Annotated in this window: 5 protein-coding genes; 2 read left to right on the forward strand and 3 right to left on the reverse strand. The window is 61.9% G+C overall.

All coding sequences use genetic code 11. From position 1 onward, the window contains the following. The first annotated feature begins 394 nt into the window (after window positions 1–394). Together NN484_RS09330 and NN484_RS09335 are read left to right on the forward strand one after the other, a co-directional pair. The gene (locus tag NN484_RS09330; RefSeq protein ID WP_274658957.1) at window positions 395–1504 is read left to right on the forward strand and encodes a substrate-binding domain-containing protein; all 1110 of its coding nucleotides are present in this window, start codon (window positions 395–397) and stop codon (window positions 1502–1504) included. 216 nt (window positions 1505–1720) lie between these two features. Continuing rightward, window positions 1721–14155 (forward strand): filamentous hemagglutinin family protein, encoded by a 12435-nt coding sequence (locus tag NN484_RS09335; protein ID WP_274658958.1) that lies wholly within the window; start codon window positions 1721–1723, stop codon window positions 14153–14155. A 67-nt stretch (window positions 14156–14222) separates the two neighbouring features. Here NN484_RS09335 and NN484_RS09340 read toward each other — a convergent pair whose 3' ends face one another. The 3 genes from NN484_RS09340 to NN484_RS09350 all read right to left on the reverse strand — a co-directional run bounded on the left by NN484_RS09340 (window position 14223) and on the right by NN484_RS09350 (window position 15846). Further along, window positions 14223–14492 carry a type II toxin-antitoxin system RelE/ParE family toxin gene (locus tag NN484_RS09340; RefSeq protein WP_274658959.1) on the reverse strand — a complete coding sequence of 90 codons (270 nt, stop codon included), beginning with the start codon at window positions 14490–14492 and terminating at the stop codon, window positions 14223–14225. Then, window positions 14482–14673: a type II toxin-antitoxin system RelB family antitoxin gene (gene relB / locus NN484_RS09345; protein ID WP_127652498.1), complete on the reverse strand. Its 192-nt coding sequence runs from the start codon at window positions 14671–14673 to the stop codon at window positions 14482–14484. The genes NN484_RS09340 and relB overlap by 11 nt, the downstream gene beginning before the upstream one ends. Before the next feature lie 270 nt (window positions 14674–14943). Then, window positions 14944–15846: a SphA family protein gene (locus NN484_RS09350; protein WP_414892321.1), complete on the reverse strand. Its 903-nt coding sequence runs from the start codon at window positions 15844–15846 to the stop codon at window positions 14944–14946. Window positions 15847–16035: the final 189 nt, after the last annotated feature.

Here is a 16035-nt window from a genome sequence, read left to right on the forward strand (position 1 = left end):
CAGGGGACGGTATACGCTCGCTCGTGAAGGGGCCCGTCAGGCCAATAAATCATTCAGGGTTTTTGCAAAAGATTCTCCACCACCCGAGCCATGTTCCAGCCATCCTCGGGTTCTCCTTTCTGTCATCTGCAACCACCGTGCAACGCCTGCAGCCCGATTGCGCCAAACCCCCGATTCAGACACCTCGCAATCCCCCGCAAACACCCGAGAAAATCCCCTGAAAATCACCGCGCAGCTCCCGAGGTTTTTTCCTTTATCTGTCACTGGAAGCTGCGAATTTCTCAGTGCGACTTAACCACGGCCAACGCCAGCGAGGGCCAGGTGAGTCTTCCCAGTGTCATGCAAGCACCCTGAAAAACCTGTGTTCACAACCCAGTTGAAAAGGAGATTCTTCATGTTCAAGCGCACTCTGATCGCCGCCTCACTGACCGTCGCCGCTCTGACATCCGCCCAGGCCATGGCCGCCAACGTAACCGGCGGTGGCGCCTCGCTGCCTGCCGCGCTGTACAAAGGTTCTGCCAACAGCATTCTGCCTGCCAACTTCAGCTACGCGGTGACCGGTAGCGGTATCGGCAAAAGTGCTTTCCTGACCAACACTGCTTCGCAATTCGGCACCACCGGCACTGTGCACTTCGCTGCCAGTGATTCGATTCTCAGCGCTTCGGAAATCAGCACCTACAACACCACCTACGGCGCATCGTTTGGTCCGCTGATCCAGCTGCCATCGGTGGCAACTTCTGTGGCGATCCCTTACAAGAAAGCCGGCAACACCACCCTCAACCTGACCAGCGCTCAGTTGTGTGATGCCTTGTCGGGCACCAAGACCACTTGGGGTGCGCTGTTGAACACCTCCGACACCACACCGATCCGCGTTGTGTATCGCACCGCTTCCAGCGGCACCACTGAAATCCTCAGCCGCCACCTGAACTCGATCTGCCCGGCCAAGTTCGCGGTCAACACCACCTTCACCAACGCTCGCCTGCCAGCAGGTTCGGCACTTCCGTCCAACTGGGTTGGCGTCACCAACACCGCTGACGTTGCTCCGGCCGTTAACGCAGTCGATGGCTCCATTGGTTATGTCGGTCCGGACGGCGTCAACGCTTCGAGCAACGCGGTTGTTGCCCGCATCAACGGTGTTCAGCCAACCAGCGCCAACGTCAATACCGCACTGGCATCGGCACCGCTGCCAACCAACGCTGCCAACCCGGCTCAGTGGTCTCCGATTGTCGCTAACCCTTCCAGTGGTTATGCAATGGCCGCTTACACCAACTTCATCTTTGGCCAGTGCTACAAGAACGCCGCCGTGGCCGCCGATGTGAAGGCGTTCCTGACCCAGCACTACAGCACTCCGGGCAACGCAGTGGCTACCGCCGCTCACGGTTTCATCCCGGTTCCAGGCAACTGGAAAACCGCTGTGACCGCCAACTTCATCACCAACTCCACCGGCAACAACCTGGACATCAACAACGCCAGCGTCTGCAACACTGTGGGCCGTCCTCTGTAAGGATTCACACATCGTCAGCGGTTCGAATGGCAGCCCTTCGGGGTTGCCATTTTTTTTGCTGCTGACGGGACTGCCATTTTTTCTCGCAGTTACACCCCGATCATGAAGTTTGTGTGACATCCGTTCGGTCGTGCCCCTCACCAACTGCCTATGTCGTAACAGCAGGTTGTTGCGCGCCTGCAGATTCGTGTGGCAATCAAAAAGGATCTCGTAGTGATGCTCGCTCGCCCATCCCGTCGCGGTACCCGTTCCCAGAGGCTCAAGCGTGAAGTTGCCGATCCGGCGCTGTGGCTGCTCAAGCCATTGGCACAGGCGGTGGCGCTGTGTCTGGTGGCCGGCAGCGCCGAAGCGGCGACAGCGTTCAGTTCCGGCTGGTTCGCTGCCAAGGGTGGCGCACAACAGGCCGCGGCCGCTCGGCCGAGTGTTGGCGGGTTGCCGGGGATGACGCCACCGCTGGCCCAGCAGCAACGAGCCAACCAGCAATTGCAGCGTTCATTGCAGACCCTCAACAACACCGTGGCGGCAATCGCTGCCCAGCAGGCGGCGCAGGCTGCCGGACGCGCGGCGGCGTCGGGTTCGGTTCAGTTCGTGCCGGACGGTCTGGGCGAGGGCGGTTTGAAGGTCGATAACAGCCTTGCGCAGGGCTGGCAGAACGCCAAAGGCCCGCAGCAAACCCAGGCTGATGGCAAAACCAATGTGCGTATCGAGCAGACGTCGGACAAGGCGATCCTTAACTGGGAAACCTTCAACGTCGGACGCAATACGACGGTCGAATTTGCCCAACAGGCGAACTGGGCGGTACTCAACCGGGTCAATGACCCGAGCGCCCGACCGAGCCAGATCCAGGGGCAGATCAAGGGCGCTGGCACGGTGATGCTGATCAACCGCAACGGTATCGTCTTCAGCGGCAGCAGCCAGGTCAACGTGCGCAACCTGGTGGCTGCCGCGGCCAACATGACCGACATCCAGTTTCGCGACCGTGGCCTGTACTTCGACAGCACCGGCAGCCAGCCAACCTTCACCGATGCTGCCGGCAAGGTGCTGGTGGAGCGCGGCGCCTCGATTCAAACCCACAAACTGTCGACGTCCACCGATACCGGCGGCTATGCATTGTTGCTGGGTCAGGAGGTGCAGAACGACGGCAGTATCAGCACCGCCAAGGGCCAGACGGTACTGGCAGCCGGTGATCGCTTCTACATCCGCAAAGGCTCGGGTACCGAGGGCAATACGCTGTCTACCACCTTCGGCAACGAAGTCATCCCGGGCTTCAAGGCCGGCGCCACGGCCGGCAAGGCCAGCAACAACGGGCTGATTCAGGCCGCCACCGGCGACATTACCTTGACCGGGCATGAGGTCGTGCAGAACGGCGTGTTGCTCACCAGCACCTCGGTGGCGACTCGGGGCACGATTCACCTCTCGAACCCACTGACCGATACCTCCGGCAGTGTGACGCTGGGGCAGGGCAGTACCACGGCGATCATGCTTGACAGCAGTGATCTGACGGCGCTGGACAGTCAGCATCAAGCGGCCTTGACCCGCGTCAATGCGAACAACCGGATCCGTGGCGATCAGTCGCGTATCGAGATCCAGAGCGGTGGCAGCGTCGAGTTCCAGAAAGGTTCGATTACCCTGGCAACCGGCGGTCAGGTGGCCGTCGACGCTCGACTGCGAAGCCTTGTGCGTGAAGGTGCGCTGATCGATGTGTCGGGTGCCCTTGGCGTCAAAGTGGCGATGGAAAACAACAGCATCAAGATCAACGTTCAAGGCAATGAGCAGCGCGATGCGTCGGTCAACCGTGAGAGCGGGGCGCTGAACAGTAACGACATCTGGGTCGATGTGCGTGAACTGGTCTATGTCCCGGCCGGAACCAACGGCTATGCCACCGATCGCTGGTACACCGCCGGCGGATTGCTCGAAGTCGGCGGTTATCTCGGTACGCAAGGGCACACCATCGGGGAGTGGATGGCGCAGGGCGGTACAACGAGTTTTGCAGGCAACGACGTGGTCACCGAGCAAGGCTCGTTGATCAATCTGTCGGGCGGCACACTGGACGTGCAAAGTGGCGATATTCGCCAGAGCTGGCTGCGTGGCGCAGACGGGCGCTTGTATGAAGTGTCGCGTGCTCCCGGGGACATACTCTACAAGGGGTTCTACAAAGGTTATGAGGATCACAGTGAGCGCTGGGGCCAGATCAGCTATTTCTTTAACCCGCTGATTGCACCTTCGCAACGCTTCGAGCCCGGCTATACCGTTGGCCGCGACGCCGGGCAGTTGATCGTCGGTACACGCAATGCCTTGCTCAATGGGCAGTTGCTGGGTGAGGTGTTCGAAGGTGAGCGGCAAACCCAGGCGCCGCGTTCCGCACTCGACGGCTATGCCCAGTCTCAGACGGCTTTGGCGCGCCGGGGGCAATTGATTGCAGGCAGCTATGACCCCGCCTACTCGGCTACCGCGGGTGGCCTGGTGTATGAGTTCAACCCGTTGTTCGATCAAGTACGGGTGGGGGGGAGGAACCCCTTCGGCGCTGAAAACGTCGGCCTGACTGACGAAGTGGCCGCCGAACGTCAGGGCCGGTTGTTCCTCGACAGCGATCTGATTAACGGATTCCGTCTCGGTGCGTTGAAGGTCGCCGCCAGGGAACAGGTGCAGATCGACTCCGCCGTGGCCGTTGATGCCGGCGGTGACATCACCTTGTTCGGCCCTCAGGTGCAGGTCAATGCAGACCTGGTTGCACGCGGCGGCAGCTTGAACCTGGGCAACGTGTTGACCGGCAGTTCTGTGATTCCTGGATCGGCCGGCCAGGCGAAAGGAGTCGGGATCGCCGAGGGGGTGCAACTTGACGCCCGTGGCCTGTACAGCGATCTGCGCATCACTGCGAACGACGTCAATCGGCTGGCCTGGCTCAACGGCGGGCGAGTGTCGATCCGCAGCAGCGGTGACATCGACATCGCTGCTGGCAGCCTTCTCGATGTGTCGTCTGGCGCCGCCGTCCTTGCCAACGGCAAGACCCGTGGCGCGAAGGGTGGGGACGTGACTCTGGAGTCCAGCGCGAGCAGTGCGCCTGCCCAGTCGCATATGATTCTGGACGGCGAGCTGCGTGGCTACGGCGTGACGGGCGGCGGCAGTCTGGCGATCCAGGCCAACAAAGTCGTGATCGGTCAGCCTCTCGGTCCCCTCGACGGGCTGACGCTGCAGCTGGCGCCCTCGCTGTTCAACCGCGGTTTTTCAGCTTACAACGTGATCGGCTTGAACGGCCTGCAAGTGGCGAACGATACGCGGGTCGATGTGTCGATGCCGGTTTATCGCTTCAGTAATTCGGCGCTCACAGGGTCCGGCAGTAACGATCCGAGCGCGGCACTGGAGCTGTGGACGCCAACACTGTTTCAGGAAAACCCGGTCAAGGGCGTGCTGACGCAGCGAGCGGGCGCCAGCCTTTCCTTGCAGGCCGGTGCCAGCGAAATAAACCTGATTGAACCGAGCGCTGGCGCGTTGACCCTGGGGCAGGGCTCGCGCATCAGCGTCGACCCGGGTCAACGCATCAGCGTGCGTGGCGCCGGGCAAATCGATCTCAATGGGGAGCTCGACGCCTGGGGCGGTATGATCGATGTTCGCCAGCAACAGTTCGGCATGATCGATGTAGCGAGCAATCCCCAGAGTGCCGATCCACGGCTGCATAACCGCTCGATAGTGGTCGGTGAGCATGCGGTGCTTGATGTTGCCGGCCGCGCGGCAACGGCCGTCGATTATCTGGGGCGCACGTACGGCCTGGTCGGCAAGGGCGGCAGCATCGTCATCGGTGGCGAGATCGACGCGAAGAAGGCGACCGCGACCTCCGCGGATGCTTTCGTGATCGTGCAGCGCGGGGCGCGCCTGGAGGCGTCGGGTACCGAAGCGGTGCTGGATATCGCCGGGGCGGGCCCGACCCGGGTGGCTACGGACGGTGGGCGAATCGCGCTGAGCTCCTACAGCGGCCTGTCGCTCAATGGCACTTTGCGAGCGGCGGCCGGCGGGGCGAGTGCGGCGGGGGGAGGATTGGACATTGCCCTTGAGAGTCCCCTCTACCGAGACACCCAGGGTGCGAATGATGTGCGCGTGCAACGAGAGATCATCCTGCGCCAACAGGCCGGTGAAACTGACCCCGACATACGCTACGGTCAGGCCCGCTTGAGCGCCGACAAACTGATGTCGGGAGGTTTCGACAACCTCAGCCTGTTGAGTAATGGCTCCATCCTGTTCGATGGCGATGTCGACCTGCATATGGGCCAAAGCCTGAGTCTGTTCACCAGCTCACTGTCCCTGGCCGAGGCATCGAAGGATTCTGCGCAGGTCAATCTGGCTGCTCCTTATCTGCGTCTGTCCGGGACAGGCAAGTATTTCTCCAACGTCGGCTATATGCGCCCGCGCGTCTTGAATACGCCCACCACTTCAGTTTCGGCAGCGCAGTTCAATGCCAGAGCGAACCTGTTGGATGTGGGCAACAGCCTGTCGTTCGGTGCGCAGGGTTCAATCGCGCAACTCAGTGGCCCGGCGACAACCGTCAGTCACCGTGGATTCGACCAGGTATCGCTCGACAGCCTTGGCGACTTGCGCTTCCTCGCGCCCACAGGGGATTTGACCAAGTCCGAACTGTGGACTCCCGGTGACCTGAACCTCAGCGCCGCACAGATTTATCCCGCCAGCCATGTCGAAGCCGAAGTTCGTGTCGGCTATCAGACCGCAGCCTATGGCGGAGCATCACGTACCTTGCGAATCAGCGGCCACGGTGCGGCCCCGGCGGCATTGCCCTATTCGGTCTTCGGTCGTCTGTCGCTGGCGGCGCGGCGGATCGAGCAGGCCGGGGTCATCAGGGCTCCGTTGGGGCAGATCACCCTGGGCGATTCTTTGCTGATCAAGACCCGTGACATTCAACTGCTGCCCGGCAGTGTGACGTCGGTGAGTGGCGCCGGGCTGGTAATGCCTTACGGTGGTACCACGGACGGTATCGACTATCGCTACAACGGTAAGTCCGTGGTGCTGGAAGGGCTGGCCTCGGAAAACACCGGTGTGACCCTCACCTCCCAATATGTCGACGTGCAGAACGGTGCGTTGATCGATCTCTCCGGAGGTGGGGACTTGCGCGGCGCCGGTTTCGTTTCCGGGCGCGGTGGATCGACCGATGCGCGTTTCAACCCGCTGGTTCGCAATGCCGCTGACGGTACGTTCAGTCTGCCCGGGCTTGGCACCAATCCCGTGTATGCGATCGTTCCAGGCAATCAAGGCACGTACGCCCCGATGCTCGCGGAGGCCGGCGCAGTCGACCCGCGTATCGGCCAGCAGGTGACCATCGGCGCTGGCGTGCCCGGGCTTGCAGCCGGAACTTATACGCTGTTGCCATCGACATTCAGCCTGTTGCCGGGCGCCTTTCGCGTTGAGGTAGACGGTCAGGCCACGCCGGGTTCATCGGTGAGTGCGCTGAAAATGAACAATGGTTCCTGGAGCAGCTCTGCTTACTTGTCGATCGCCAATACCGGGCTGCGTAACAGTCTCGCCAGCCAGATCATCCTGACGTCGGCCGATGTGCTGCGTCGTTACTCGCAATACAACGAAACCGATTTCACCCAATTCATTCGCAGTGACGCCGCGCGACGAGGCATACCGCGTGCTCTGGCACCGATGGATGCCAAAGCGCTGACTTTCGATCTGAGTAGCGGTGGCCAACACGATCACGCGCTGGACTTCAACGGTAAAACGTTGTTCGGGGCGGCGCAGGGCGGGGTTGCCGGTACAGCCAGTGTGCGCGGTAACAGTTTCGAGATCCTGGGAGCCGGGCGTTCGCGAACGGTGGGCTACGAGGGCATCGCTATTTATGCCGATACCCTCAATAACCTCGACGCCGGTCGTCTGGTCATCGGTGCAACGCCGTCTGTGTACTACGGGACGACGGGCAACATCATCGATTTCAAAGGCAGCGCCACCGATATTTCGTTGCGCGAAGGTGCATTGCTCTCGGCACCCGAGGTGCTGCTTCGTACGACCAATACCCTGGGCGGTATCACTGTTGAAGCCGGCGCAGGCATCAACACGTTGAACAGAGGCGCGGTGCCGTTCGATTCCGCCAACGGCTTCGTTTATCAGCCGGGTCAAGCGAGCCTGCTGGTGGTGTCCAATGGCTGGACGAACGTACTGGCGCCCGCGGCGAGCAACGGCGTGACAGGCGCAGGCAATGTCCGCATCGGTGTTTGCCTCACGGGCGATTGCCGCAGCCCGGCATTGCTCTACTCCAACGGCAGTATTACGGCCGCCACCGACAAGCGGTTTGAACTGGACGAGGGGGTGCGCTTCGGTACGCGTCACCTGGCGCTCGCGGTCGGTGCCATCAACGCGGGCAGCGCTGAAGTCCTGGCGGCCAGCGACCGGGTTCCGGCAGGCCTGACACTGAGCCAGAAAGTCCTTGACCGGCTACTGCGCGGTGACACTCAGTTTGGCGCGCCGGCCTTGGAAACCCTGAGCCTGACGACGCGTGACTCGTTCAATTTCTTTGGCAACGTCACGCTTGATACCCATGACCCGCAGACTGGCGTCAGCCGCTTGCAGAACCTGATGCTCACCACACCGGCGATTTACGGTCTGGGCGAGGCTGGCGACGTGGCGACGATCCGCACCGCCAACCTGATCTGGAATGGTGCAACCCAGGCGCCCGGGGCGGTGATCAGTGGCGGTGCCGGCACGGGGCGCGGCACATTGGACATCGAGGCGCAACGCATCGAGTTTGGCTATGGCGCGTACTCGCAACCCAATGGCCTGGATCAAAACAATCGTCTTGCGCTGGGGTTCGCCAATGTCAACCTCAATGCCAGCGAACGCATTACCGCCAACCACAAAGGCAGCCTGTCGGTCTACCAGACCCAAGGCGCTTTCGATCCGGTCAAGGGTTACGCCTACAGCGGCGGCAATCTGAACTTGCGGACCCCGTTACTGACCGGGGAGGCCGCCTCGGTCAACCTGCTCAGGGCCGGTGGCAGTCTGACGCTGAGCGGTGTGGCGAGCGCGGCGGTGGCTGATGCGTTGGGCGCAGAGCTGACGCTGGACGCGGGCAATGTGCTGCTGGATGGTCGCATCGCACTGGCGAGCGGCAAACTGGTGGTCAAGTCTGAAAGCGATCTGACGCTGACCAGCGCCGCACAACTTGACCTGGCCGGGCGTACGTTGCCGTTCAATGACGTCAGCAAATACAGCTGGGGTGGCGATGTGGCGCTTTACAGCAGCCAAGGCAATATTCGCCAGGCAAGTGGTTCGCGTATCGATCTGTCGGCGCGTCATAACCAGGCTGGCAATCTCAGTGCCGTGGCACTGGCGGCAAACGCGGGCATAGTGGATTTACAAGGTGAAATCCTCGGGGCCAGCAGCGGTTACTACGATGCGGGCGGCACTCTGGTGCCCTACAAGGCGGGTGGCGTGGACATTCGTGCGCAGCATCTGGGTGGCGATTTGAGCACCGCCTTTGCCGCACTGAATCAGCGTCTGAATGCCGGGCAGGTGCTTGGCAGCCGTAGCTTCCAGCTCAAACAGGGCGATCTGTCGATCGGTGACGGGCTCAGGGCCGGCGAAGTCAGCGTCTCCGTGGATAACGGCAGCCTGACGGTGAATGGGTTGATCGATGCCAGCGGGGAGCGGGTCGGCAGTATTCGCCTGTCCGGCAAAAACGGTCTGACGGTTGCCGGTCATGCAATGCTCGATGCTCACGGGCGTGTGCTACGGGTCGACAGCTACGGCAAAATCATCGATGCGCCGAACCGGGCAATGGTCGAGCTCAATGCCGGTGACGGTCTGCTCACGCTTGCCTCCGGCGCAAGCATAGACCTGCGTTATGGCACTGACGCGCCGCGTGGCGCACTGGCCGGGCAAAACGATGGTCTACCACGCGGTACGCTGGACCTCAATGCCCCACGCGCAGGCGTCGGTGACATGCTCGTTGATGCCCGTGGCGTGCTGAATATTCAGGGCGCCCGCGCCATCAACCTCAACGCGGCGCGACGCTACACCGATGCCGTTGACGGTGTCGATCCGGCTGCGAGCGGTCGACCGTACCAAGTCATCGATCAGGCTTATCTGGACGGTATCCACAGCGACAGCACAGCGTTCATCAATGCTGCGCTGAGCAACAGCGACCTCTTGCAACGCAAACTGGCCGGATTGAACAACGCGACCTATGCCGAAGCGTTCCACCTGCGGCCGGGCGTCGAAATCGCCAGTAAAAGCGCCGACGGCGACCTCGTCGTGCAGGGGGATCTGGATCTGTCCGGCTACCGCTACGCCAGCCTGAATCCACACACGCCCAAGACGTCCGTGTATGGCTCCGGGGAATCGGGCAGTCTGGTTATCCGTGCCGGTGGCAACCTCGACATTTACGGCAGCATCAACGACGGTTTCGCGCCGCCGCCGGAAACCGTGGACGATGCCGGGTGGAAACTGGTACCGGGCATTCAGCCGTTCGGGGGCGACCTGATTGTGCCGGGTGCGGGTGTCACCCTGGCAGATGGCACGAAGTTTCCAGTGGGTACGACGCTCAATTACGACTTGCCGATTCAAGGCGCGAATCTGGTCAGTGGCACGCTGTTGCCCACTCAGGGCATTCTGGCAGGGCCCTACACTCTGGAAGCCGGAACGGCGTTGGCGGGCGCGATACACGATGCTGCGGGCAATTTGCTTTTCGCCGCCGGCACGCTGCTCGGCGACAGCGTGACCCTGCCTGCGGGCAGCCGTCTGGGCGCAGGTATCCGGTTGAACGCCGCGACCGAAATGCAAGCCATGCTCTGGCCCAAGGGCGTGCCGTTGCCAGGGACCTTCACGGACAATGGCGCCGTCGGTGTGAAACTGAACGGTTCACTGGCGTTGCAGCGCGGCTCACTGATTCCTTCCATGACCGATGTGGTGCTGGCCGACGGCACGGCGTTCATCGATCTGCGCCCATTGAGCGGGACGCAACAGGGGCGCAACTGGGCGGTGGCGAGCATGCTGCCGTCGGGCAGTGCCTCCTGGTCGATGCGGGTGGTGGCGGGGGCGGACCTGGAGGCTGCCGACAATCGACTGGTGAAACCGGTAACCACGCAGGGCAACCTGCAGCTGGCGGACACCCACTACGGGATGAAGGTCACCGAGAAAAAACTCGACACCACCTGGGCTGTTGACAACGGACTGGGATACACGCCCGGTGAAGTCGTGAAAGACGATGAAATGTTCTGGTGCGATGCGATTCCCGGCGTCTGCGTGGCGCCATCGAAGTTCCTGTGGGCCGACGGCAACCCGATGGGCGGGGAGGTCGGGACACCGGTCAGTGACGCAGATCTGTTCTGGTGTGATTTTGATCCCGCGTACTGCACCCCGAACAAAGGTGGCATTACGATCTCCCCTCACACACAGATGTTCAGTGTCCTGCGTACCGGTACCGGTGATCTGGACCTGATGGCCGGTGGCAATCTGAGTATGAGCTCACCCTTCGGCGTGTATACCTCAGGCACTCAATCGAGCGATGTTGCTCCGCAGTTCAACCAGCCGCGCGGTCGCCTGTCGGATGATGGCTCGGTGTTGGGCAGCGCCGGCAGTGATAACGAAAAGTGGGTAAACGGCGGCACTGACAGCCTGTATCAAGCCTGGTACCCACAACTGGGTGGCAACTTGACGATCGGCGCGGGCGGTTCGGTGTCGGGGGATGTCGTCGGGCGACGATCGATCACCAACCAGATGGAGATTCGCGAGCAGGTTCCGAGCGTAGCCGTGGGCAACTGGCTGTGGCGCCAGGGTACTGGCAACAATGAAATACCGACCGCCTGGTGGATCAATTTCGGTAGCTATGCGACTCAACCCTTGCCGGACGATAGCGCCAGTACCGCGCCGTATCTGGTGGGCTTCACCGGTTTCGGCACGCTGGGCGGTGGCAACATCAACCTGCGTGCCGGGAAGGACGGCGGCATGCGCAATCCGGTCGGTGATGGCCTGACCCATTTCTACCCGCGAGGTCAGGGCCTGATCGTCGCGGTCGGCAGCACCGGGCGGGTGGGCAGCGACGGCAGCCTGCAATTGACCGGTGGTGGTGACATCGATATCCGCGTCGGTGGTTCGCTCAATCCTTCGTTACAGGCACGGGCAGGTGTGACCGGAACCGATGCGCCGCATCATGACTTGCAAGGTGCTCTCATCAACCTGCGAGGGGCGGCGCACATTACGGCCGGCGCCCTCGGCGGGGTCAATCTGCACTATGGCGCCGGGCCGGTGGATCAAGATCCGCGCGAAACCCGCGCCCTGGACCCTTTCAACGCGACCATCAGCAGTGCTACGGGAGGTCTGGTGTTGATTCCGGGGGATTCAGGCATGCGCCTCGATACCCGCGGCGATCTGGTGCTGGGCGGAGCAACGGATCCGGGTCGGGTGCGTCTGCAAAACTCCACAGCCTTTACGGACGCTGGCGGTGTGCTGCATGCGGGCGGTGGGTTGAGCGGATTTTCGTTGTGGACCGATCGCACGGCGATCGATCTGTTCTCGGCGGGGGGCAATCTCACGCCGAGCACGCAATTGGCCGAGCCCGATGCGGTGACGTTCTCGCTGAACACCGCACCCACCGATGGGCGTTTCGTGTATCCCTCGATTCTGCGCGCCGTGGCCGCGCAAGGCTCGATCTACGCGGGACCTTCGGCCGCCTACAATTCGGGCAGCCGGACGGGGATTGGCTATTCGTTGCTGCTCGCCCCGGCGGCGTCCGGTCAACTGGAGCTGCTGGCGGGGGATTCGATATACGCCGGCGGTTACGCGATCAATCAATCAGGGGCCAGTTCTTCGGCCGTTACCACGCCGTTTGCCCCATCGTTCAACGGCTTCGACAACAGCCTTGCCAGCAAACCGGTTATGACCAACAACAGCGGTGACGGCGTCGAGGCTTCGCGCAACGCCCGTTATCCGTTGTTCGCGTTTGGGGCAAACAGCTATTCGGGTTCCGGCAGCGTGCAGGAGCCCGCACGGATCTATGCGTTGACCGGCGACTTGGTGGGGGTACGCAGCGGCGAATCGCTGGAGTTCAGACGATTCGGAATAACGCAGCGAACCTGGTCCGAAGCGGCCGGGCCGGTCTGGATGCTCGCCGGGCGCGATATCGTCGCCTCGGGTACCAATCTCGGCCAGGCTACATGGGTAGACGCTGATGGCATGGGCCGCAACAACGAAGAGATCAGGTCGACCGGCAACCTGTTCATTCACAACGACCCGCGGGATGTCTCGCGAGTATCGGCCGGACGCGACATTCTCTACAGCACCTTCGATATCGCCGGCCCCGGCCTGCTGGACATCAGTGCCGGACGCAACATCCTGATGGAGGATCGGGCCGCTATTACCAGCCTGGGGCCGATCGCGGCGGGAGACCGCCGACCGGGTGCGAGCATCGTGTTGCAGGCCGGTGCAGGCGCGCAAGGGCCGGATTACTCGCGGTTCATCGCGCGTTACCTCAACTCGCAGAACCTGGCCGATCCGAACACGTCCCTTAACGGTCAATCGGGCAAGGTGGTCAAGACTTATCTCGACGAATTACAGAGCTGGCTAACGCTGGGTTACGGCTTCAGCGGTAACGTCGAGCAGGCGAAAACGTTCTTCGCCACACTGCCGAGTGCCGAGCAAGCGATCTTCGCCCGCCAGGTGTACTTCGCCGAATTGCGCGCCGCAGGTCTGGAATACACCGACGTCGACGGTCCGCGCCAAGGCAGTTACCTGCGCGGTCGCGACGCCATTGCCGCGCTGTTTCCGGCCACCGATGTGGCGGGCAATCCGATCCGCTACGACGGCGACATCACGCTGTACGGTGGCGCCGGGGTCAAGACCCTGTTCGGCGGCGATATCCAGATGCTCACCCCAGGCGGCGGTCAGGTGTTCGGCATCGAAGGTGCGGCGCCACCGTCGACGGCGGGGATCACCACCCAGGGCTCGGGCAATATTCAGCTCTACTCGCAGGGCAGCATCCTGTTGGGGCAGAGCCGGATCATGACCACCTTCGGCGGCTCGATTCTCGGCTGGTCGGCCGAAGGTGACATCAACGCCGGTCGCGGCTCGAAAACCACCGTGGTCTACACCCCGCCCAAACGCGTCTACGACACCTGGGGCAACGTCACGCTGTCGCCATCGGTGCCGAGCACCGGGGCCGGTATCGCCACGCTCAATCCGATTGCCGAAGTGGCACCGGGCGACATCGACCTGATCGCGCCGCTGGGTACCATCGATGCGGGCGAGGCGGGGATTCGCGTCTCCGGCAACGTCAACATTGCCGCGCTGACCGTGGTCAACGCCGCCAACATCGCGGTGCAGGGCAAGGCCAGTGGCGTACCCGTGGTGGCGGCGGTGAACACCGGGGCGATCACCTCGGCCAGTTCCGCTGCGTCTTCAGCGACCCAGGCCGCTGAAGACGTCGCCCGCCAACAGCAAGCGGCGGCGCGGCAGAATCAGGCGTCGGTGTTTACCGTGCAGGTGCTGAGTTTCGGCAACGAACAACTGACACCGTCCCGCGACGGCGCCAGCCGTGCACCGGCCACCGGATACAACCCGAACAGCCCGGTGCAGGTGCTGGGGGCCGGGGCGCTGGATGAGCAGGCCAAACAGCAGCTGACCGAGGAGGAGCGTGGGCAACTGACGTTGTAAAAGACTCTCGTGTAGTACTTTGGGCGGCCGGTGGGTCGCCCTTTTTTTGTCGATTGGATGGGGAGCCTTAGGGATATGCTTGTCGAGCATGCAAAAGGTTCAGAATTTCTATCCGGTCAGTTACCCGATAGACCACGACGTAGTTGGGGTGGACAACAATTTCCCGGGTCCCGGTGACTCGGTCAAATCGATAAAGATAGGGGTGTCGAGGTAGGGCCGAGGTAGCCACTTCGATGGCTGCGTTCAGTTGACTGGCCGCAATGGCGTTGCGGTCAGCGATGTAGTTCAGGGTTTGCCAGAGTTGAGTGCGAGCTTCAGGTCGCCAGTCAACCCGCACTGTTTTTGTTGAGTTTCGATTCGATGAGGGCGCGCATCTCGGCCATCACCAGCTCGTGGGGGATATTGGGCCGTGGATCATCCATCGAGGCCTGCACCTGGGCCCGGAACCAGCGATCGTAGCTGGCGGCCTGCTCTGGGGTTTCGAAGTCTGAAACGATGGGGAAAAGTTCGGCGCTCATAATGACCTCCATGATCAATGTGAAGCAGTCTAAGGGGGATGGGGCTCGCTGTCGTCACTGGCAAGACGAAGTACCCAGTATCCCGAAGCGCTGGCGGGAAAGATGTCGGACGTTTCCTTTGCCCATAAGGGAAAAACGACGGACGTTGTCATCGGATTCGCCCACAACACCGTCCCCCGTGTAGGAGCTGTCGCAGGCTGCGATCTTGCTTTCAAAAAACAAAGTCAAAAGATCGCAGCCTGCGGCAGCTCCTACAGGGGACAACAACGATCAGAAGGCGTAGGGGATGCTGACTTTTGCCCAGAGCATCTCGCCTTCGGGGCGGTTCTCCACGTCAAACTCCTTGGCCCAGCGAATCTCTGCGCTGGCGTACTTGAGAAAGGTGAAGTGCAACGCCGGACCAATCGCGAACACTTGTCCGCGTACGCCGTCGTCCACGTCCTGGCCGGCAAACTGCACGGTGTGGCCGTACTGCTTGTCGTCAGTGGTCTGCTTGAGGTAGTAGCCGTTGAGACCGAGCATCAGGTCGTCGGTGATCTTGTAGCTGGCCGAGTAATCGAAGTGGAAGATCTGCCCGGACTTGTAGTCGGTGTCCTTGTTCTTCTCGTTGAAGCTGTAGGTGGTCTTCATCGACACTTCGGTTTTGTCGGTCGGCAGCCAGGTGAACGAGAACAGCGGCTTGTAGGTGTAGAAGTTGTTGCTGGTGTTGGCCAGCCGATCGACGCTGTACTCGCCGGTGGGCACGGTGATTTCCACGGCGGCGGCGAGGGTCAGGTTCTTGCCCATGTCCCACAGGATGATCGGCGCGATGGTGGTATCGCCCATGCCTTCGCGGGTATCGCTGAGGCCGTAAACCGAGACTTCCTGCTTGAGCCAGGGCTGGGCGATGTAGCCGGCCAGGCGACCGCCCAGTACCCGCACCGGGCTCAGGTAATCGAGGCGCGGAATGACCGCAGTGGATTCGATTTCGACATTCGGCACTTTGCCGCCCAACGAGCTGATGTTGAGCTTCGTCGCTTTGTAATGGTTGTAGTAGAGGTTGAACGCGACCATGTTCTGCGGAAGGCTGTCGACTTCCAGCGGCAACATGAAGAAACCGTCGGTGCCGGTGCCGATGTTGTCGACGCCGGCCTCGGTGGCCAGGGCTGGCAACGTCAGGGCGCAACCCGCCATGAAAAGGGCGAGCGGCAAGAAGGAGGGCGCACGGTTCGGGCTCATAACTGTCCTCATTATTATTGTGATTGGGACCTGGCACCGGTCGCACGGGGCGCCGGTACGATAGAAATAAGCGTTTGGCGTACATTGGGGCAGGGTATTGGCGGACATCGAGGGGGGCTTCTGCGGACAGTCCGCGTCCCCTGT

The sequence above is a fragment of the Pseudomonas serboccidentalis genome (genome assembly GCF_028830055.1).
Classification (GTDB): Bacteria; Pseudomonadota; Gammaproteobacteria; order Pseudomonadales; family Pseudomonadaceae; genus Aquipseudomonas; species Aquipseudomonas serboccidentalis.